Origin of the sequence: Arthrobacter methylotrophus, assembly GCF_039539965.1 — a bacterium.
Classification (GTDB): domain Bacteria; phylum Actinomycetota; class Actinomycetes; order Actinomycetales; family Micrococcaceae; genus Arthrobacter; species Arthrobacter methylotrophus.
The window spans coordinates 1692604-1714799 of record NZ_BAABED010000001.1; the positions used below are offsets into that span (position 1 = coordinate 1692604).

At 64.6% G+C, this 22196-nt stretch carries 14 protein-coding genes; 13 read left to right on the forward strand and 1 reads right to left on the reverse strand.

The window, feature by feature from the left end; all coding sequences use genetic code 11:
* The first annotated feature begins 21 nt into the window (after nt 1-21).
* The 4 genes from ABD884_RS08580 to ABD884_RS08595 are packed head-to-tail and all read left to right on the forward strand — an operon-like array spanning nt 22 to nt 4436.
* Nucleotides 22-2085 carry a ParA family protein gene (locus tag ABD884_RS08580; protein ID WP_345043287.1) on the forward strand — a complete coding sequence of 688 codons (2064 nt, stop codon included), beginning with the start codon at nt 22-24 and terminating at the stop codon, nt 2083-2085.
* On the forward strand, nt 2082-3167 hold the full coding sequence (locus ABD884_RS08585) for a hypothetical protein (protein WP_345043294.1): 1086 nt from the start codon (nt 2082-2084) through the stop codon (nt 3165-3167). The genes ABD884_RS08580 and ABD884_RS08585 overlap by 4 nt, the downstream gene beginning before the upstream one ends.
* Nucleotides 3164-3607 carry a hypothetical protein gene (locus ABD884_RS08590; protein ID WP_345043300.1) on the forward strand — a complete coding sequence of 148 codons (444 nt, stop codon included), beginning with the start codon at nt 3164-3166 and terminating at the stop codon, nt 3605-3607. The genes ABD884_RS08585 and ABD884_RS08590 overlap by 4 nt, the downstream gene beginning before the upstream one ends.
* A complete protein-coding gene (locus tag ABD884_RS08595; RefSeq protein WP_345043305.1) occupies nt 3600-4436 on the forward strand; it encodes an HTH domain-containing protein in 837 nt (278 codons plus the stop codon). The genes ABD884_RS08590 and ABD884_RS08595 overlap by 8 nt, the downstream gene beginning before the upstream one ends.
* A gap of 65 nt (nt 4437-4501) precedes the next feature.
* Here the strand turns inward: ABD884_RS08595 and ABD884_RS08600 are convergent, their stop codons facing one another.
* Nucleotides 4502-6361 carry a serine/threonine-protein kinase gene (locus ABD884_RS08600; RefSeq protein WP_345043315.1) on the reverse strand — a complete coding sequence of 620 codons (1860 nt, stop codon included), beginning with the start codon at nt 6359-6361 and terminating at the stop codon, nt 4502-4504.
* Between the two features lie 155 nt (nt 6362-6516).
* Between ABD884_RS08600 and ABD884_RS08605 the strand changes: the two genes are divergently transcribed.
* The 9 genes from ABD884_RS08605 to ABD884_RS08645 all read left to right on the forward strand — a co-directional run bounded on the left by ABD884_RS08605 (nt 6517) and on the right by ABD884_RS08645 (nt 22165).
* Nucleotides 6517-9678 carry a toprim domain-containing protein gene (locus tag ABD884_RS08605; RefSeq protein WP_345043322.1) on the forward strand — a complete coding sequence of 1054 codons (3162 nt, stop codon included), beginning with the start codon at nt 6517-6519 and terminating at the stop codon, nt 9676-9678.
* 697 nt (nt 9679-10375) lie between these two features.
* On the forward strand, nt 10376-13594 hold the full coding sequence (locus ABD884_RS08610) for a PD-(D/E)XK nuclease family protein (protein WP_345043331.1): 3219 nt from the start codon (nt 10376-10378) through the stop codon (nt 13592-13594).
* Nucleotides 13595-13632: 38 nt separating this feature from the next.
* Entirely contained in the window at nt 13633-14145 is a 513-nt protein-coding gene (locus ABD884_RS08615) for a hypothetical protein (RefSeq protein ID WP_345043337.1), read from the forward strand.
* A gap of 157 nt (nt 14146-14302) precedes the next feature.
* Nucleotides 14303-14929 (forward strand): hypothetical protein, encoded by a 627-nt coding sequence (locus ABD884_RS08620; protein ID WP_345043343.1) that lies wholly within the window; start codon nt 14303-14305, stop codon nt 14927-14929.
* 20 nt (nt 14930-14949) lie between these two features.
* A complete protein-coding gene (locus tag ABD884_RS08625) occupies nt 14950-16011 on the forward strand; it encodes a hypothetical protein (RefSeq protein ID WP_345043348.1) in 1062 nt (353 codons plus the stop codon).
* Between the two features lie 2 nt (nt 16012-16013).
* The gene (locus tag ABD884_RS08630) at nt 16014-18515 is read left to right on the forward strand and encodes an ATP-binding protein (protein ID WP_345043358.1); all 2502 of its coding nucleotides are present in this window, start codon (nt 16014-16016) and stop codon (nt 18513-18515) included.
* Nucleotides 18516-18630: 115 nt separating this feature from the next.
* Nucleotides 18631-20364 carry a WD40/YVTN/BNR-like repeat-containing protein gene (locus tag ABD884_RS08635; RefSeq protein WP_345043364.1) on the forward strand — a complete coding sequence of 578 codons (1734 nt, stop codon included), beginning with the start codon at nt 18631-18633 and terminating at the stop codon, nt 20362-20364.
* Nucleotides 20365-20525: 161 nt separating this feature from the next.
* Entirely contained in the window at nt 20526-21692 is a 1167-nt protein-coding gene (locus ABD884_RS08640; RefSeq protein WP_345043370.1) for a hypothetical protein, read from the forward strand.
* Entirely contained in the window at nt 21689-22165 is a 477-nt protein-coding gene (locus tag ABD884_RS08645) for a hypothetical protein (RefSeq protein WP_345043376.1), read from the forward strand. The genes ABD884_RS08640 and ABD884_RS08645 overlap by 4 nt, the downstream gene beginning before the upstream one ends.
* Nucleotides 22166-22196: the final 31 nt, after the last annotated feature.

A 22196-nucleotide genomic window follows, 5' to 3' on the forward strand; every position in this document is an offset into this window, starting at 1 on the left:
AGTTGACGCATAGAGCTGTTTGTGAACACACCAGACAGCGCAGTAATCACCCGTGGCCGCATCGGGCTGATTGAACTGCCGGCCCTCGCCGAAACCCTGACGCAGTGCGGCCTGCAGGTGGTGACCGGTCCCGACTTCCGGGCTGCCGCCACCGCCATCATTGCCGAGTCGAAAACCGCCGGGGCTTTCCCGATCGTGGTCGCCGACGTCCCGGCTCCGGGCCTTCGCGCCTGGGTCGGGCACCTCCAGGCCAAAACCCCGGTAAAAGTCGCTGTGGTGCGCGGCGACGGGGACCCGGTCGCTTTCACAGACACGGTCGCAGAGATCCACCTGCCGTCGACCGTCAACGCCATTCTGGCTTCGGTCGGGCTCCCTGCGCTGGACGGGCCGGAGGGCCTGCAGTCCTTCCCGCCGGCCGCCGAGACAGCCGAGCCGGTCGGCATTGAACTGCCGGACATTGACTTTTTCGACGAGCCTGAACACGCTGCGCCTGTAGTTGCGGCCGTTCCCGCCGCGGCCCCTGCACTGGTGGATGAGGACCCGTTCGCGTCCGTTCCGGTGGTGCCGGCAGCCGCTGCCCCGGCTTTCGACGACTGGGAATCCCCGGCGCCTGCACCAGCTCCCGCCCCGGCCGCCGTGGCACCAGCTCCCGCCCCTGTCCAGGATGACTGGGACACCCCGGTGGTGGCCACGCCGGTCTCCTTCGAACCCGCCCCCGCCGCGGTATCGGTGGCTCCAGCGGCGTCAGCACCTGTTCAGGACGAATGGGACACCCCGGCCGTTGCCCCTGCCGTCCAGGCGCTCGAGCAGCCCGGATCCCGCAGGGCCGCCCGCGCCGCCCAGCAGGTACAACAGCAGGTACAACAGCAGACCTGGTCCGCACCTGCCCCGGTGGCGGCGCCGGTCCTGATGGCTGCCCCGCCGATCATGAACGAATGGGACACCCCGCAGTACCAGCCGCCTGTCATGGCCTCACCGGCCGAGGAATTCGGAGACTGGGACACTCCGGAGCTTCCGGTTGTCCCCGTCCAGGTCGCGCAGCCGGTCCCGGCCGAGAATTTCTTCGGCCCCGGCGCGCCCCAGGCGCAGCAGTCGTTCGTGCAGGCCCCGACCGGCACGCCGGCATGGCACGGCGTCCAGGCTCCCGGCGCTCCCGTGCCGGATTCCACCGGCATCTTCGATGACTTTGAAGCATCCAAGCTGCTCGGCACCGGTCGCTCCGCCGCGGGCCTGGGCGCGTTCGTTATCAACTACTCCGGCAAGGGCGGTGTGGGTAAGTCCACGACCAGCCTGCAGCTGGCCAACGTCGCCGCCGAAGCGGGCCTGCGGGTCGTGCTCATCGACGGCAACTCCGGCCAGGGCGACCTGCGCACCTACCTGCGCCTGAACCGCACGAACCTGCCCACCATGTACGACGCGGCGATCGGCAACATCAAGGACGCCATCCTGACACCGGCGACCATCAACGCCAACCGCGAAGAAAACCTGGGCGAGATCAAGTTCGCGTTCATCGGCGCCCCGCCGGATGACATCAACGATCCATCGGTCGTCACCGATGCGCTCTACCGGGACGTCATCCACTTCGCCCGCCGCAACGCCGACCTGGTCATCATGGACACCCAGATCGTCGAATCCTCCGACCGGACCGGCGTGGTCAACATGCTGCTCCTGCCGGCCCTGGTCCACGACGCGTGGGGCATCGGCGTCGCCGACATGTCCACCGTCGGGGTCAACAACCTGAACAACCGGCTGCGGAAGTTCATCAACGAAGGCGTCCCCACCTCCCGGCTCATGGTCCTCATCAACCAGGTTCACCCGGAGCAGATGGAGATGGCCGCCAAGGCTGTCAACTACTTCCGGAACCTGGGCACCTTCCTGGGCGCCGTCGAGGCGGACATCAACGTCAAGCACGACATGAACGCCGGCCGGATCAACTCCAACAACCCGCAGCTGCGCGCCGTGATGTCCAAGGCACTGCTGCGCATCACCGGCAACGAGGCGTTCCGCACGGCCGCCGAGTACAAGCCGGAAGCGGCCAGGAAGCAGGGCGTGTTCTCCCGCGTCTTCGGAAAGAAGGCCGCATGAGCCTGAACCTTGCCTCCGAGACGGCCGCCGCCCTGATGGCGGACGCGGCCCGTTCAATCGACGAGTCCAACCGCAAACACCCCTCCCTGGAGGTGCTGTGCGCCCGGCTCGAGCGGATCATGCACGGCCTCGCCGCCAAGGCGATCCTGGACGCCGGCGAACTGCCCGAACGTGCCGGCATCGTGACCCTTCCGGTCTGGAGCTGGGAGCACCCGCTCATCGACGTCGGCCGCAAAGACAAGGCACACGGCACGGGTGAGCGGATGCTCATGCCGGTCCGCAACGCCTGGGACACCCCCGTCGTCGTGCTCGTCACCGATGAGGCCGTGCCGGTCAGCTACCGCACCCGGGGCATGGGCCACGCGACGGCAGGCCAGTCCAAGCTGGTCCGCCGCCTCGGCGAGGCCCCGGTGGCCGCCGTCACCACGCTGCCGTCCCTGACCGAGCCCGTATTTGTCGGCTCCGGCATGAAGTCCAGGAACGCCTCGTACCTGACCGCGCTGGTCAAAGCCGGGGAAGCGGCGCACTGGGACGTGCTCACCGACCTGGAACCGAAACTGCGCAGCACCGTCTTCCAGGCCCACTCCTTCGTCTGCTACGAAATCGGGCTCAGCACCGGCACCGTGGAACCGATGCTCGACGAACTCGGTCTGGAACAGGTCGTGGACGCCATGATGTACGGCGAGATCCGGGACGAGGAGGCCGGGGAGCGGGAGAAGGGCAAGCCCTCCGCCATGTTCCGACTCATCGAGCTGTGCCTGGAGCCGGACTGCTTCGTGAAGGTCGATCCGCTCAAATACATGACTAAGCACATGCGCCGCGACGCCGAGACACAGATCCGCCGCCGCCTCGGGGACCCGCACATCGGACCCAAGATCCGGGAAATCGCCCGCCGCCACCCGCGTGCGGAGATCGCCGACATCGTCGATGCCTACCGAGAGGTGTATCCGAAGGACCGGCTCTCCCTGCCGCGCGCCCGGGCCGCCCTGTCGGTGAGCCCATCTGCTTCGGCCCGCAGCACCCTGCTTGCGCCCGAAGGTTTCACCGGAAGCCCCGTCTACGAAGGGAGCCAGGCGGCATGACGCCTCCTGCACCGACCCTGGAGAAGGCGAACGCTGCCCGCCGCAGCGCCGCCGTTTACCGGGCACAATGGCTGATGCTGATCCACGACGGGATGGTCACCCCCGGCGATGTTCTGGCCGACGCCGCCGGCCCCGAAGCGCGTCCTCTGCTGAATCTGTCGCTGCGCCAGTTGCTGCTCGCCCAGCAAGGCTGGGGACGGACCCGTGCAGACAACGTGATCGACAAGATTTTGTCGGTTACTGACGCTAAGATTGAACGTCGGCAAGTAACCATCGGATGGCTTCTTGATCCGCGTGCCGGCGGCCGCAGGTTTGCCGCCTGGTTGGATGCATTTGAACCACGTTCCGCACTTGGGGGAGCAGGGTTTCCCTACGCGAAAAGGAACGCTCATGGCAGTGCTGGAATCCACAATGCCCCGGTTGGGGGGAGCCATGTCTGAGAACACCCATGACGCCATCCGGGCCATCGCCGCAGCCACCGGCAGGACCCGCGACAACCTCATCCACGAGTTCATGCGCGCCCGGATGGGTCTGTTCAAACAGATCGCCTGGGGCCTCTGCCGCCGCTTCGGCCACGCACCCGACCAGCACGTGGAAGACTTCGCCTCCATCGTGTCCATGACAGCCCTGAAAATGCTCACCGAGGAACTCGAAGACGACGAGCTGCTCGAACGCATCGAGAACTGGGAAGGAATGCTCCGGGTCCAGGCCCGCGCAGCCGTCAGGGACTACATCGACAAGGAAGGCGCCCCGATGGCGGAGATGACCTCCGCGCTGCGGCGCAAGCGTGTCCTTGACGCCACCCGGGATGAGATCCGCCGGGAAATGGGACGGGAGCCTTCGGAGCAGGAAATCGTGGATACCCACAACGCCAAAATGTGGGAGAAGCGGTCCAACCCGGTCAAACAGGGCGTCATCGCCTCCGTGGAAGACCTCCGCGTCACCCGCGCCCAGGACGACATCGCCGACCACGACTACTCGGAGCCGATCGACACGGACTTCGTGCTGCACCCCGTCGAGGGTCCGCGGTTCGTTCAGCTGATCGTGGAGCGCACGAGCGCCTACAACGAACGGCTCGGGAAGGCCGCCGAGCTCTGGCTCTCGGGCCTCTACAGCGAGGATCATGAGCCCAGGATCGCGACAGTCGACGAGATCGCCGACGCCCTGGATGTCAGCCGGTCCACGGCCCGCGCCTACGTCCGCAAAATCAAGGAATACGCGGTCCTGGTCGCACAGCAGGAGTTCGCGATCACCGAGGACGACCTCTAGGCCGGAAACCACCTGCGGAAGGGCGGCAGCCACACCGGCTGCCGCCCTTTTTGCTGGTTGGATGTCTATTCCTGCATGATCAGGAGCTCATTCGACACCGCCCGCAGCAGCCTCCCGGGCGGAAGGTCCGAGCAGGTCCGGAGCTCGGCTGGTCGACGTGGACTAACCATGTGCGTCTGACCATCCACCGTGATGTACCCGCCTGGTATGAAGAGCCCCACTGTCCATAAGTCGGCGACGCGGTGAATCTGCCCGCCTTCCGGGTCGTTGGCAAGGTCTATTCCCCATACAGCTCCTTCGATGGTGGAAATGAGGGCGTAGCCGTCGTGGACCATCACTTTCTCCGCCCGACCTTTGAGGGGTACTTTTACGGCGGACCAGCCGTGCCCGGCGACCTGGGCCCTGAAGACCCGGCCGCGCCGTATGACCAGGACGTCACCTCTGTCGGTTCTAACCAGCAGATGTTCCCCGTCGCTCGCGGCATGATGGGTGTCCGGTAACCCCGGGAGCTCCGTCGCGGACCGCAAATCGCCCAGAACCGGGGACTGTCCGAGCAGCCACAGCTGACCGTTTGCGACGACCCAGCAGCTTGAACCGATGAAGCCCGCGCGTTTGACGGAGCTTTGGATTTCATACGGAATCTTCATGGTCCGGACCTTCTTGAGCCTGCGCTCATGTGTGCTTTCTGGCCCAGACCACTCGTAGACATAGGTCGAGAAGCCGCCGACGGCCCAGGGTAGAACGTAGCGTTCGGAGAGGGAGCGGATCCCTTCTCTGAACGGTCGATAGGGGAGCGCACGGAATGTGGAATTGCCCTCGGGATTAACCGCATAGATGCGCTCTCCCTTGGACCCGAAGGCAAGGTAGCAGTAACGGCTGGAAGCCGACCGACAGGATAGTCGCGGCAGCTCTGTTTCGGGGATATGCATGCGCTGCCATTGCTCTGGCCGCCGTTCATCCCGGCACCAGAACTGTACAGGGGCTGTGATGTCATGGCGGCTCAGGACGTTTCGAGGAGGCCTTTGGATTACTGCCGTTTTAGGGATGGGGCTTTTGCGGACAGCGCCTTTCGTGGGTGTTGTGGGTGCTGCAGGGGTAGGCGCCTTCGTGTCCGCCGGGGCAGGAGGCGTACAGACACTGAAATCGCGGGCAAGCAGCGCCGCAGCTGTCGGTCGCCTGCCCGCCTCCGGGGAAAGCATAGCGTTGACCGCGGAAGCGACAGGGTCCTGCGACGCAAGCGGGGCGAGCATGCCGAAAGCCTCCCGTGCAACAGCACCAAGGGACCAGATGTCCGAAGCGAACGTCGCCGGCTGGCCGGCCAACACTTCGGGGGCCATGTACGACTTGGTCCCGATGATGAAGCCAGTGTCGGTCAGCCGTTCATCAGAGGTTCGCCGTGCAATACCGAAGTCGGCGACCTTGATCTTGCCGTCGTTGCTGATGAGGATGTTCGCCGGCTTCAGGTCCCGGTGCACCACATCGTGCTCATCATGGAGGTAGGAGAGCGCCTGGGCCAGGGTGCGCAGTAGATGGACACCAAATTCTCTAGTGAAGGCCCCGCTGCTAAGGTAGCGGCGGAGATTCGTACCTTCGACGTACTCCAGCACAAGGCATAATTCGTCTTTTTCCGGGAAGACGTCAAAGATGGTGACGATGTTCGGGTGATGGAGCTTGCCCATCACGCGTGCCTCTTTGGCAAGCCGGCGGCCGTGGTCCGGGTCGCCTACAACTTCTGGGCGAAGAACTTTCAATGCGACCAGCCGGTCCAGCTGGCTGTCGTGAGCAAGGAATACCTGACCCATTCCACCAACACCCAGTGGACGCAGGAGCTTGTAGCGGCCGTTCCCGTACGTGCCATCGGGATAGTCCGACATGGACACCTTCTTTCGTGCAGCTTGCGGAACCAGCCGCATGAGACCGGCCACGCTAGACAATATATGCGGTTGCGTACGCGATATGCGCCAGAGCCTGAACTGAGACATGTTGGGCCACGGGGATTCGCGCTGCACCCTGGCAGCCTGCTGGCTGAGCAGCATTGAAAGTGACGCCCGTGCTCCTCCGGGACGCATAGGGGTTCACCATGGAAGAGATCACAAACCAAACAGACCAGGATTCCGGCGCCCAGGAAGAGCAGCCCACGGCAACCCCCGTGCCCCTGCCCGTCCCCGCCACTGACATCAGCGAACTCACCGGCATGAACGTGCTGGACCCCAACTTCACCGGCCTGCCGCCGTGGACTGCTGCAGACTACGCGTCCAGCATCACCGGTTCCGGCGCCTACAAGCTCGCCGACTCCGGCGTCGCCCCGCTCGTCGCGGCCGCCCGCGGGTACTCCCGGATCGACAAGACCAACTACGACCAGATGGCCCGCAAGATGCAGGTCGAGGGCAACTCCAAGCAGGGCAAGCGGTTCAAGCGCACCCTCTCGGCCCCGGGCAAGGACGGCATGCTCATGCCGTGGTACTCCCTGGCCGGCATCATGAAGGCGGTCCGCGAAGGCGAACTGCCGGTCCCGCACACCTACCAGGTCCGCCCCGAATTCCCGGAGGACAATGACGCCGGTAAGCCGCTGAAGTACGAGTTCGTCTCCAACGTCGGCACCCCGCTGGACCTGCACCCGGCCATCCCGACCGACTGGATCGACACGACCCCGGTGGTCATGTTCGCCGAAGGAATGCTCAAGGGCGACTCGGCCCTGTCCGCCTACCTGGTCCACAACGGCATCAGCTACTCGGAGCTGCGCTCCGAAGACGTCGAAAACCCTGTCGCGAAGCTGCGCGAGCTGCTCGAGCGGATCCCGCAGGATGACCGGGTCCTCATCGTCTCCATCGGCGGGGTCTACAACGCCTCCGGCAACGCCGTCGACTGGCGCGAAATTGCCCTCAAGGGCCGTGTCGGCTGGATCGCGTTCGACGCTGACATCGCATTGAACCCGGCTGTGCACGCCGCCGCGAACAAGCTCTCCACCCAGCTGCTGGACAAGTCCAAGATGTCCGAGGTCCTGTACTTGAACCCGGAAATCACCTCCGGCGATGACGGGTCGATGGCGAAGGCCGGCGTCGATGACTTCCTGGCCAAGTCCGGCAACTGGGCTGCCCTGATCAACCAGCTCGATGACGTCATGCCCGACGCCCCGGCCAAGAACGCCGAAGACAAGCCCGGGAACTGGCGCGTCGGAGGCAACGGCCAGTTCGTCGAAGAATGCGTCGCGGTCAACTCCGGCGCCGGTGGCACCATCGGGGAGTACCGGTGGGAGCGGCGCGTGGACATCGGCGGCCGCGTCGTGGCGATGGAAGCCCGCCGCCAGCCGACCGACCAGGAGCTGAAGACCGGCATCTTCAACCCGAACGTGAAGTTCGAGGACATCGACGACGCCCAGGTCGAGATCGAGATTTCCTGGCACCTGCACGGCCGCGACTACACCGCCACCGTCACCGGCCCCGAAACCATCCTCGGCTACAAGCCCGAAGAATGGGACCGCAAGAAGGCCGCCGTCCCGAGGGAACTGCTGCTGCACCCGGAGTGGCCCCCGCGCGGCGCCAAGGGCGAATCCTGGCTCTCCGCCATCAAGGCCAACCGTCCCGAAGAGGTCGCGTTCAAGACCCGCTGGATGCAGATGGGCTGGGTGCCCGTCCAGGATGGCGACCCGGTGTTCCTCATCGGTGACCAGATCGTCGGCGACGTCGAATCCTCCTCCAACGTTCTGCCCGGGATCAGTGCCCGCGAAATCGACGTCATCCAGAAGTACGGCGTCGGCGAAAACATCGCCGGCGACTATGACGACGAAGAGTACCGCGAAGAGGTGCGGAAGAACTTCCGGACCATCATGGACACCTACATCAACTCCAAGGCCTGGACCGATCTGTCCACTGCCACCGTCGTCCTGGCCGGCGCGCTGCGCCCGGTCATCCCGATCCGGCCCAAGGCCACCATCTACGCGTGGGGCCCGAAGGGCAAGGGAAAATCCTGGACGGCTGAGTGCATGATGCGCTTCTGGGCCCGGCACCGCGGTGACTGGCACGAGGAGCTTCCCGGTTCGGCGAAGGACACGGCTGCGGCCATGGAGAACGCCGTTGCGCGCACCCCCATCTGGGTGATCGATGACCTGGCCCCGTCCGCGGTGCGTCGTCAGGCCGAGCAGGAAGACGCGAAGCTGGCTGACATCACCCGCGCCATCTTCAACAACGCCACGAAGCTGCGCATGAACGCGGACATGACGGTGAAGAAGTCGAACAAGCCGATGACCCAGTTGATCATGACCGGCGAAAACGAGCTGAGCACCCCGTCCGCCAAGGAGCGGCTCATCCCGCTCTACGTCGGCAAGGGCAAGCTGAACCCGGAGAGGGACGCCACCGATGCCCTCAACGCGATCGCCGCCGAGAAGGGCACGCCGGCCCGGTTCACGTCCCAGCTGATCAAGTACGTCCGCTACGCTGCGACCAACCACCCGGGAGGCTGGGCCGCGTACGTCTCCGCGATGGAGGCTGCCCGCGTCCAGCTCAAGGACCAGATCAGCGGGCTGATGAAGGAAATGGGCGCAGCATCCGGGTCCCTGGAGCGCACCTCCACCCTGGCCGCCGACGTCATGCTGACCTTCTTCATTCTGGAGAACCTGGCCCGCGAACTGGACATGGACTATGACTTCATCGACCAGTTCGCCGTCGACGGGGACATGTCCATGTCCGTCATCCAACTGGTCACCAACGCCCACGCTGAGAACCAGCAGGCCGCCCCGGGCATCTCGCTGGTCAAGGCCCTGGCTGCGCTGCTGGCCTCCGGTGAGGCGCACGTGATCTCCGGCGACGACCCGTCCCGGCCTCCCATCGAAGGCAGTGAGCAGTCCGAAGCGATGGTCAACAGCCGGCTCGGCTGGGTCGTCAGCGGCAGCGGGGACGGCAGCCTGCGCCCCTCCGGGAAGAACATCGGCACCGTGGTGACCGTGATGGACAAGAGCCGGGAGTACCACAAGGTGGTCCTGTTCTCCTCGGACACCGCTTTCAGCGCGGCCCAGAAGGCATATCCGTCCCTGATCCAGTTCGGCCAGGGACCGACGGCCGCCTGGTCCAGCGTGTGGGATGAGAACCTGCAGCCGCCGTACATCACCCGGAACAAGAACGGGCGCGGGACACTGCTGACCACCTGGCGCAAGGACCGGATCACCGGTGTCCCGATCGAGGTCGACCGCCTCCTGGACGGCGGCCTGTCACTTGAAGACCTGCCCGAAGCCAGCACCGAGTCCTAACCGCACCGGCCAGGACTCCACGGAAAGCCCCGTCGATTTCGGCGGGGCTTTCCGCATGCCAGACGAAAAAACGGCTTTTGCATATCATTTCGGAAAGCCCGGAAAGGCTGCCCGGGGTGGAAAAGCAGGAGATGTTCATGAGCAACTTAAAAGCGAAATGGCCCCCATTTGGGAGCCATGTGATAACCCTCGTCTCTAGTGACCGGATTCGTTCCTCAGGTTATCACATGGGGAGAAATCAACGGTCTCTCACAATTACCCCGACTCCACCGTAATGACACAGTCAAACACCGGGCAACCTACCCCTGGTAGTACGGGTTTATGCCCCTGCATCCCAGTGTTGGCGGCATTTTTGTGTCAGCGCAGGCCCTCACTCGACCAACTCGGCGGTACGTATAGGGCGTCTATGGAGAGGGAAAGCATTCTCTTACTAAAGGGAGGGGGTCTCTAAGGGGTCTCTAGGGGAGAGAATAGGGGCCCCTATATATATATATCTCTATTTTAGGTCGTTTAAGTAGAGTAGTAGTAGTAGGGGGCCCTATATTCCCCGCCATTCCGGGGATTTTCCCACTCCGCCGGGCGGTAGGGTCTCCGCGGTTTCGTGCGGTCGGCCGGCGGGGTGCTGGTTTCTTTCCTGCAGTCCCGTTTTGGTGTCGAATAGTGACACCCGTGGTCCGGGTCGGCGCATAGAAATTCTATGAACCAGACCACGCCACTGCTCCGCGACAAGCTCGCCTGGGACGGCAAGAAGCTCGTCGTCACCAGCGATGCCGTTATCGACAAGATCCGCCGCCAGGCGCTCTCGGCGTCCACCTCCAAGTCGATGCAGTCCTGCGCGGCGCGCTGGGTGGGGGAGCGGCTGCTGCGCAATGAAGTCGAGGACCCGTTCGCCCCGGCGCCGCTCGGGACCAGCGCCCACTCGATCATGGAAGACATGTTCGACGAGGACGTCTACGAACGCGGTGAGCGCACCCTTGCCCTGGCCGAGGCGCTGACCATCCGCGACTCGGACATCATGTGGCCTGACGTGCCGGCCGAGGACGACGGCGTCCGGGCGCTCACCCGTATCAACCGCCGGCGCTGGATCGAAGAGGTCAAGACCGCCTACGAGGGCCTGTTTGTCATCGAAGACCCGAAGACCATCGAGGTTTACGCACGGGAGCTGCAGATCGACGGACTCACTATCAATGGCGTCCCTTCGAACGGCTTCATCGACCGTGTCCGGCACGGGGTCAACAAGCGCGGCAAAGAAGGCTTGATTGTTGAAGATTACAAGGGTCTGGCCGTGACCACACCTATCCCGACTCCCGCCGGCTGGACCACCATGGGTGAGCTCTCCAAGGGCGACATCGTGCTGGGGTCCGACGGAAAGCCGACGATTGTCGTCGCCAAGTCCGGCACTCACCACCGCAAGTGCTACGAGGTTGTCTTCAGCGACGGCTCCAAGGTCGTCTGCGACAACGTCCACCTGTGGGAGATCACCGACACCTACCGGAATGTGCCGAAGGTGTCTGAGACTGTGGACGCCGATGAGTTGTTCCGCCGTGTGTCCGACCGAGCCGGCGGCCGCATTGCTATCCACATCCCGAACACCGCTCCGCTTGAACTCCCCGCTGCCGAACTGCCAATCGACCCTTGGGTCCTCGGTGCCTGGCTCGGCGACGGGCATTCCAAGACTGGAAGCCTGACTGTCGGAAATGAAGACCTTGCCGACATGTGCGAGATCATCGAGCGTCGTTGGGGTTCTGTCGTCCCGCGTGTCGCTGGTGCAAGCCACAGCGTCACCCTTTCAGCCTCACCTGTTGCTGTCGCTGAGCAGGTCCGCATTCCCGCCAACCCGGATCAGTGCGAATGGGGCCACAGCACCGCCGGTACCTGCCAAGAATGCGATGGCGTCGTTCGTCGCGCCAGGAAGACCGCATTCGCGTCCCTTCCCACAGTAGACACTCGCGTGCCTGGCCAGTGCTCACGGGGTCACGTGCTTCGGGGTTTGTCCGCGAAGAGCCATGTTTGCCTGGACTGCAAGCTCATTGTTGCCCGACACCTTGAAGCTGTGCGAGGGCCCAAGACCAACGTACCCACGGTGGAAACCATAGCCGCAGAGAAGCCTCTCCAGGGTGGATCTCTCCGGGCGAAGTTGGCCAAGTCCGGGCTGCTCCTGAACAAGCACATCCCGACGGCATATCTGCGCGGGTCCTATGAGCAGCGACTGGAACTCCTTCAGGGCCTCATGGACACGGATGGCTCTTTCAACGCCCAGCGGGGAAGGGCAGTGTTCGTCACGACTAAGCGCGCCCTCGCCGACGGGGTACGCGAGCTCGTGTCGTCCCTCGGCGTCACCGTTCAGTGGTTCGAGAAGGACTACGAGAATGCTGTCCGCCCAGACGCAACCGTGTTCATGCTCGAGTTCCGCCCCCTGAACTTCGTCCCGTTCCAGCTGGAGCGCAAGGCCTCCGCTGTTCGCCTTATGCAGGCCTCATACAAGCGGTTCCCGAAGGCTACCGAACGGTCACTGCGCCGGGACATCGTCGGCATGAACGTCGTTGATTCGGTTCCGACTGAGTGCATTGCAGTGGACGCGCCGAACCACCTGTACCTGTGCGGAACCACCATGATCCCGACCCACAACACGGGCAAGGTAGGAAATACCCGGTTCGGAGACGATCACGGGGACCAGATCCGCATCTACGCGGCCGCCCTGAAAGAGAAGACCGGCGAGCTGCCCGTCGGCGGCACGGTGCTCTACACGAAGTTCGGCAAGGCCCGCGACATCGACCTGAGCCCCGGCGCGATGTCCAAAACACTGAAGACCTTCGAGCTGTCCTGGAAGCGGCACAACCGCTACATGGAGTCCCGCGAGTTCCCGACCAAGGTCTCGGCCTTGTGCGGCTGGTGCCCGCTGATCAACGCCTGCCCGGTCGCCAAGGAGGAAGGCAAGACGGTCTCCGAGAAGGTCGCCGACCAGATGCACTCCGCGACCCACCTGGGTATCCCTGCGCTGCGCCCCGGTGCTTCCGTCGCCGCAATGGTCTCCACCGAGGACACCGTCATTACCAAGCACGGCCAGGAAGTCAGCTTCTTCATGCCGGACCCGTTCAGCTACGGCATCCCGGACGAGCAGATGGCCGAAGTGGAGAGGGCCGCGGAACTTGCCGCACACATCTACAACAGCGGGGAGAACCCGATCGCCTCACAAGACAGGATTCACGGAATGAACAAGATCACGGAACGCGAGGTGTACAAGCCGTACACCATCGAAGGTGAACTGAACCCGAACTCGTACGCCGCCATGGGCGTCTTCGGTACGGCAGAACTCGCCGTCGAAGCACTCCACCGGGGCGGTCTGCCCATCAACGGAACGAACGTCAAGGCGCTGGCCACCACCTTCCAGCACATTGTCTGCGAGTCGCAGGAGCACTGGACCGGTTCGACCTCAGCTGCGGACGGCGCCAACTCCCGGATGCGCGGTGCCCTCCGTACCGTCCTGGCCACGTTGCCGATGCCGTTCGGCGAAGACGCCGCCTCATGGGACGCCTGGGTTGCCGCCGCGATCCGCCGTTGCAAGTCCATCACAGCCGTCGCACTGCACCTGTTCACCGAAGAACGCACCGAATCCCCATGGGAAGCCCTCGCCGGTGTCACCCCGGACTCCGCGCCGGCCGCTCCTGCTCCTGCACCGGCCCCGAAGGCCGCCGTCAAGGCTGCTCCGAAGGCTGAACCTGCCCCCGCCGCGGAAGAGGCGGCACCGGCCGCTGACGAGGCTGTGGAGGCCCCTGCCGAGGCCGACGCACCGGCGGAAGCCCCTGAACCGGAGCCCCGCCGAGTCGTCCGCAAAGCCGCCAAGGCTGCCGCACCCGTCGATGACATCGACTTCGTCCCCGATGACTTCGCCGTCAACGACGACGTTTTCGCCTAACCCACCCACCTCCGCACCAAACACGAAAGCAGGACTCCATGGCCCTTGACACCAAAGAACGCAATGACATCATCCTCGGCGCCGTCGCAATGACCGGCCCGGTCGGCGACAGCCAGGCCGAGTGGGACGCCAAGCTCAAGTCCAACGCCAAGTCGCTGGCTCTGATGCTGAACGACAACTCCGACGTCGCCCGCTCCATCGCGATGCTCGCCGACTGCAAAAACTTCACCGGCACCATCCTGGGTGTCCAGAAGGAAGCTTCCTCGACCCGCGGCTTCATCGCCTTCAAGACGGTCGAATCGAAGTTCTCCCCGGACGGCATCGAAGTTGCCCGCACCGAGCGCACCGATTCCTCCGAGGAAGCCAAGGCGTTCGCGTCCCGTCTCCGCCGCGAGCTGATCGGCCATCGCGTGCTCGTGTGGATCGAAATGCAGGAGACCAAGGGCGGCCAGAAGGTCCGCATCCTCCAGCACGTCCAGGACCTCGGCGAGGACCCGGATTTCGACCCCGAAGAGGGCGCGCGCATCACACTCGAGAAGATGAAGCGCTAGAAATCCGGCCCAAAGCCCCTGTCACCGGAAACGGCGGCGGGGGCTTTGGCGTCGGGACGGCCGTCACCGGATTGTCTACGCATGTTCCAGAGTGACCGCATCTGTACCCGCGGGCCCGGAATCGCCGCGGACCGCACGCACGAAGGAGCACGACACCGTGACTACAACCCCTTACGAGACTGACCGCTACCAGCCGTCCGGTTTCATCCAGTCCGACGATGAACTCCTGAGCCCCGATGCGGCCATCGACGCCGAACTCAACGGCGAGCTGGAAGCCGACGAACCGGACACGGACCTGGACGGCATCGACGAGGACTCCGCAGACGAGAACGGCGCCGGCAGCGGCAAGGCCAAGGCTTCCGCCAAGCCCTCCCGCGGCCTGTTCCGCCGGGTGGCCGCTAAGACCATCGAAGTCCAGGGCGCCACCGACACCGTCCGCGCCCTCGCCGCAGCCCAGCTCGGGTCCTCCGACGAGGTCATCGAACTGGTCACCTCGATCATGGCCGCGGGCCGGATGTCGACCTCCCCGTTGGGCGACATCGAAACCATCCAGCACGCCATCCAGAACGAGCCCTGGTCCGTTGGCATCACCGCCACCGCCCTGGGACGTGCCCGCCTGAAGGCCATCTGGACCCTGCTCCACACCCTGGGCGCAGTCGGCACCCCGGCCCCGCCGGCGTCGGACGCCAAGGCCGGCATGGCCGTCGCGAAGGCAGTGAACGACCTGTCCGAGGACAACCAGCTGGAGCTCATCGCATCCGCTGAACTGCTCAAGCGCTCCTAACAACTTTTCAACGAAGGACGATGATGGCCCGCAACGCCAAACGCAACGCCAGGACCCAGTCGGAAGATTTTTGGGGCAACGACGCCGAGGAACTGCCCCGCGCCGACGTGGAGTCGGTGCAGCTGACCGCCAAGCGGATCAAGCTGTTCAAGGTCTGGGTCATCTCCAGCGTGGTGCTCCTGCCCATCGCGCTGCTGGCCATCATCTCCTTCCTGCCGAAGTTCCTCGACACACCGGCCGCGGTGCCGGCCCCGGTCAACCAGCTGGACTCACCTACCAAGGCCGCGGCCATGAAGTCGGTCCAGGACTGGCTGAACCAGCAACCCTCCCCGATGCCCGGCGGCAAGATCCTCTCCTGGGACGGCGTGGACATCCAGGCCGAACCCAAGACGACCACCGACAGCAAGGGCAACGTCACCGAAACCCAGGGCCTGCAGCTGAACAACCTGACCCTGATCAGCCCGTCCGGATCGATCTTCACCACCCAAGTGCAGGTGGCCTATTCCCCGACCCGCGGCGCCAAGGTCCTCGGTGACCCGACCCTGATCCCTCACGCACCCGATGACAAGCAGTCCTGGCCGAACCTGAAAGCCTGGCCGGACCTGGTCCCGGCCTCCAAGCTTCCCCCGGTAGAGCAGGCCGCCACCGCCTGGGCGAAAGCCTTCACCTCCGGGGACCCGGACGCACTGCGACTCGCCGTGGGCGATACTAACGCGGACCGCTCCTACGTCCCGCTGGTCCAAACGACCGCCTCGAACGTCACCGTCGGTGACGTCGCATCCCTCCCGTTGCCTGCGGACGCCTCAAAGGACGCGAAGCCGACCCAGGTCGTCGCCCAGGTGTCCTTCGGGATCGCCTGGGACGGACAAAACCTGACCAACAGCCAGACCCCGTCCCGGGTCACCTACGACGTGCTCATTGACAAGGCAGACACCGCAGCACCGCAGGTTGTCGCCTGGGGTGGCGCCGGGTCCGGTGAATCCCTCAAGCCGTACATGAACGCCGTCGAAGGACGCAAGATCACCGCCGCAACCATCGACAAGACCCTCCCCTCGGCTGTCCCCGCGACAGCAGGAAAGTAGACATGGCACGCAACTCCAAGGCTCCCGCAGCCCAGCCACTGATGGACGTCTCCGTCCCGACCATGATGCGCACGCTGCTTCCGGGCGGCCGGATGCTCGGCGTCGACGGGTCCCTCTGGCTGGTCCGGAAGGTACCGCTCGAACCCGTCGTGGACGCCAAGTCCATCGATGAGCGCCTCAACACCTACACCCCGCTGATGGCCGCCTACGATGAGCTTTCCGCGATGACTCACACGGCGTCGAACCGTCGCGCCCTGGCCCGCAAGGATTACCGTCAGACGCAGGAACTCCTGGTGAACCTGAAGAAGCTCTACAACCCGGAAACCGGGCACCCGATTGCCGGGTTCCTGAAAGAGTCCTTCCCGCAGCAACTCACCGAGAAGCGGCTCCTGCTGCTGGCGGTGAAGCTGAACGGCAAGCTTGGCGGCAACGGCGGGCTCAAGCACGCCATCGATTCGTTTACCGAAACACTCGTCGTCGGCGGCACCCCGCTGAGTGACTACGACACCGACCTTGCCAGAGTGGATGCGGCGCTGGCCCGCTGCGGCCTGTCGGTGCCCTCCTCCCAGGAGATCGCCATCGCCAACGCCTGGTGGAACCAGGGCCACTTCCCGGACACGGTGGACCTGCCACACTCGGACCACCTGCACGTCTTCGCCGACGCGAAAGCCGTCCGCATGGCCGACGCCGCCGGCCGGGAAGACTGCCACTCCTGGCCGGCTATCCCCAACCACCGGACCCTGACCATCGCCACCCTTGAAGGTTTCGATTTTGAGTTCGTTTCGCCCACCAGCACGCAAGCGCACTGGGCCACCGGACTGGTCGAAGACGGTGCCGTCGCGATCTCCATCCGGGCGGGCGTCGAGCCGGCGAAGATCACCCGTGCTGAACTGCGCCGCCAGCGCAAGCGCTACCTGGATGACATCAACGAACGGCTGAAGCAGAACAAGATGGAGCTCTCCGAGCAGGAGGAGATGGTCCGGACCCTCGAATCCGTCGAGGCTGTCTACGCCTCCCGGGAAGGTTCCCCGACCCTGGTGGACTGCTCCGTGCTGGTCGCCTTCGACGGAGAAGTCGAAGACATCACCCAGGCCGGCCCCAACTCGGCCGCGAACCTGCGGATCATGAACTTCCGCCAACGCCAGGCCCTGGCCGAGATGATGCTCTGCTCCTACATCAGGTCGAACCCGAACCTGCACGACATGCCGACCCAGAACGTGGCCGCGTCGGGAATTCAGTCGCTCTCCACGGTGGGAGACAAGACCGGCGCCCTCATCGGTTTCACCGAACGTGACCGCCAGCCGGCGTACGTGTCTCCGACCGCAGCGTCCACCGCCGACGGGCTCCCGCTGATGCTCGTCGCGGGTGGAACAGGGTCCGGAAAAACCCAGTGTCTGCTGTGGTCGGCGACCCAGATGAACCGGATTCCTGGCCCCCGCTCAGCCCGTTCGCCGCAGGTTATCGTCGACCCCAAGACGGAATCTGATCACTCCCCGACGGTTCTGGCCGCCGGCGGGCAGGTCATCTCCCTCGATGACCTGCAGCACTCGGACGGCATCTTTGACCCGATCCGGTTCGCCAAGAGCCCCGACGTGGGCATCGAACTGGCGGCCTCCATGCTCGGCTCGATCAACCCCTGGGGTGACGACAGGGGCAAGTACGAGGTTGCCATCTACACGGCGCTTCGCTACGGCGTCGCCAACGGTGCCACCTGCATCGGCCAGGCCCTGACGACCGCCCTCGCGCACGGCAAGGCGTCCCAGGGGATGGTCCAGCCGATCCTTGACCTCGCCGAAGCCTCCCCGATGTTCCGTGCCTGCGTGGGCATGGACCCGAACTCCCAGGCGCTGAACATCTTCGACGGCATCACCCTGATCAAGGTCGGCAACTCCCACCTGGACCTGCCAGAGCCGGGAGCCATCGAAGGTGCACCGCTGATGCAGCGCGTCTGCCTAGCCCTGGTCCGCATGATGGTGTTCGGTTCCGCCATGGCCCTGACCGGCCGCGGCGGCGTCATCCACCTCGACGAGGCCTGGGTCTTCCTCGGCGCCGGCAAGGCCGAAGTCGAACGACTCGGCCGTCTGGCCCGCTCCCAGGGGGTGCTACCCATCCTCTACACGCAGCGCGTCTCAGATGCCCTCAAAGCCGAACTGACCGGCTACATCTCCCGCGGTTTCATCCTCCCGATCGAAGACCGCATCGAAGCCGAAGCCGCTTGCCGGCTCTTCAACCTGGAGCCGACCCCGGAAAGGATGGGCCGGATCCGGGCCAAGGCCAACGTCGGTGAAGGCGAACAGATCGCACCGAACTGGAACTCGATGCGAGCCTTGCGGGACCCGCGCACCAACCAGGTCATCCGCGGTGCCATCGGGATCTACGCTGACCTGACCGGCCGGGCTGTTCCGGTCGAGGTAGTCCTGCCTCCGACCTTCCTGACCATGGCCTCCACTAACCCGGAGGACATCCGCCGCCGGCAGGAAGCGGCCCAGGCCGTCCTCGTCTAGGTCCTAGGGGAAGCCCCGGCGTCCACAGCGGCGGCGGGGCTTTTCTGTGGCTTTTTTGCGCGGCCGCACACTTCTATTTCAGAGCACACAACTTCAACCACGAGGATTCCCCAGCATGGCGCCCCCCAACTTCGTCAGACATTTTCCACGGCCCGCACTTGCCTCCGAACGGGGCGCCTTTGACCTGCCCTCGATCATCACCGGAGTGGTCGTCGTGGGCATCCTGGCAGCTGGTGTGCTGGCGGCCATCTTCGGGATCATTCCCTTTGCGCAGGACAACGGCGCCAAGCAGGACACGGCTGCGATCCGCACCGCCGAAGCGGTAGCCAAAACCAAAGACGGGCACTACATGGATTCGGCTGGCCTTGTCGCTGCCGGGTACCTTCCGCCGGCGGTTCTTTCCGCGGCGCCCGACAACTCATCGGACCCTTCCGGATTCGCCAGGGTTTCTGCGACAGGCAGATACAACTACAAGGTCTCGGCCGATGCCGCCGGCACCTGCTACGCCGGTGTTGCCCGTTCCGGGACCGGCAACGTGTACTACAGCACCAACAAGACCCCGGATCCGCAGGAGCTCGCCCCGACGACCGACACCGGCTGCGCCACCGTTGATTCCACCCAGACACTGGTCACCGCGGTGGGAGGCTATCCGGCCAAGTACATCGTGGCTGCCCCCTCCGGTTTCACCGGCTCCCTCTCCACCAACACCAGCGCCATCTTCTCGTGGGCGGTAGCCTCTGGCGCGACCGGTTACTTGGTCGAAACCTCCGTCAATGGCGGTCCATGGACAACCGTGGCAGCAAGCCAGCCGGGCACGAACATTGTCATTACGGGCAACCAGGGCGACAAGATTTCCGGACGCGTCAGCTCGGTAAACGCCGCCGGCACGTCCACGCCGACCCTTTCCATCGCCGTCAGCCTGCCGACAGGGCCCAACTTCGCCAGCCCCGTTGTTTGGACGAAGCGGACCGCCGCGCCGGCCGGCACCTGGAATGATCTTGCGGCATCTTCCGATGCGACGAAGATCTTCGCGTCCCAGAACGGCGGCCTCTACCGCTCGGCCGACTCGGGCGCCACTTGGACCAAACTCCCCGCACCCTCGGCCACTTGGGGCAAGGTTGCCTCCTCCGCAGACGGCACACGCCTCATGGCCCTTGCCAGCAACTCGGACATCTACATCTCGGCCGACTCGGGTGCAACCTGGGCGAAGAAGCAGTCCATCAGCGGGCTTGTGGCAATCGGGTCATCCGCTGACAGCAAGAACCTGATCTCAGCCGTGTACGACAGCGCTATTTACACCTCAAACAACTACGGGGCCTCATGGACAGGGCACAACCTTGCATACTCCGACATGTGGAATCAGGTGCACGTGAGTGCCGACGGCACAACCATGACTGCCACCAACGGCTACGACCCCAACCTGTACATCTCACGGGACGGCGGCGTGACCTGGAGCAAGAGCCCCACCACCAATGGCATCGGCGGCTTGGCTCTTTCGTCGGACGGCAAAACCATCCTCGTCGCGATGGGCACGAGCCTCCGCGTGTCCACTGATTCGGGAGTCACGTTCGCCCCCGCGTCAACCGGAGTCCCGACCAACCTCTCCTTCATGCAGTTCGCCATCTCGTCTGACGGCACGAAGATGGTCGCGTCGTCCTCCAGCAGTCAAGCCGGCGCCTATCCAGGGGTCTACACCTCCACGGACACCGGAAAGACCTGGATCTACCAGAACGCGGTCGGTACTGCCAGCACCTCGGGCACCAACACCGCCTTTGTCAGCACATCGGCAGACGGTGGAAAGATCGTCGCGGCGTACACCAGCATGTTCACCGGAGCCTATGGCGGCTAACCCTGAATGAAGGCGGCCCGGCATCCTTTGCGATGACCGGGCCGCTTTGGTGGACGAACTGACGGTGTGGAAACCCTGGTCTTCCGGGAGTTTCGATAGGTGATGGACGTTACACGCCAGGGTTGATGACGTTTGTCAGATCAGCCGCACACATAAGTTTCGTGCAACTGACTTCCCTGATCACTGACTCCGAATGCCACGACATCCTGCAGCGCCACGCTGACGGAATTGTAAGCGCGCCGGAGGCCCGCCGGCTCATCGCCGAGTCCCTCCACCGCTCCGGCATCGCCCAGGCAGTTGCCAAAGAAAAAGGTGGCCCCTACGGGCCCCAGATGGTCCAGGACCTGGCCCTGGAGATGGAGGAGCTTCTCTTCCAGAAAGTCATGCAGACCGAGCCGGGCGGCTTTGACCTGGATCTCGGGCTGGACGCTTCGGTGTCCGGCTGGGCCCGGAACCTGCTGCGCGCCGGCCACCTGTCGATGCTCCGGAACATCCGTACCCGCACGACATCGAAGATGACCCTCGTGGACCCGTCACCGATGCGCCAATGGCAGGACAGCTCCTGGCATGCCAGCTCCTACGTCACTTTCCATAACGCGGCCGTCTTCGACCGCACCGACCCAAACCACCTGAGTCAGAAGATGGAAGACGCTGCCGACTGGCTGCGTTCCAAGACCCGGCACCTGCGCGATTCCTCTAAGCTCGCGGCCCAGGCCGCTACCGTCATGCACGCCTACAGCGTCCCGGCCCTCGTCCGGCCCCAGATCATTGAACGCAAGCGACTCAAAGACCTCGTCGACAGCGAACCGGGCCTGGCCCACCGCTCCATTGCCGCGATGCGCTCCCTCATTGAAGGCGAACCGTACGAGGCCATCGACGAAGGGCTCATGGCCCTCTGGGATGACTACAGCTTCGAACAGATTGACACCATCACCCGCGCCGCGCCCCGTGTCGCCGGCGTCCTGGTCGACTCGATCCTGGCCGACCGTGCCCGCCCCTCCCGCACCGTGCTGCGCTCCTTCAGGGCCTCCGTCCGTGCCATGGGCAAAGGACGCGGCTGGTCACGCGTGGCCGAGGAGATCTGCGAAGCGTTCATCGCCCTGGAATTCGAGGCGTACTCATCCTTCGACACCACCGGCGCCGACTACCGCGAGGAACGGATCGCCGGCCGCCGCATCGCGATCCTCAAGGCCCCCGACGTCTTCGCCCGCGCCCTTGAATTCAAAGGCCAGCGCCTCGGACTGAACGAATCCGACATGTACGAACAACTCGACCGGCTCATCCGGTCCCTGACCGACCTGGAAGTCAAGGTACCTGAAGCAGCATGAACATCATCGACAAGATCAAGAACCGTTTCACCCGCCAGGCGCTGGCCAGCCCTGTCCGCTGGGTGGCGGCCGCCGCTTTCACCTTCGCCCACATCTTCGCCCTCGCCTCGCTGATCCTCCTCGGTCCGGGCTTCCTCAGCATGGACATCATGAGCTGGGTTTTCCCGCTGGCGGTCGTGCTGCCAGGCATCATCACCATGACGTTGCTGCCCGGCGGCTGGAAGCGCTGGTACCGGTGGGCGGCCCTGCTGGGCCTCGCCATGATGCTCTTCGAGAACTCCAACCCGTACATCGTCATCCTCTTCGGCGAAACCTGGATCCTGCACCGCAGCTGGGTTACCGAACGCACCATTGGACTCAAGCACCTCTTCAATTCCAAGCAGCGCAAGGCCGCTGTTACCGGGGTCTGCTTCAAGCCCGGCACCGAGCCGAAGAAAAAGACCAAGACGCTCCGTACCCCCAAAACTGCGTAAGGCCCGCACACCCTTACGCGCACCCGCCGGT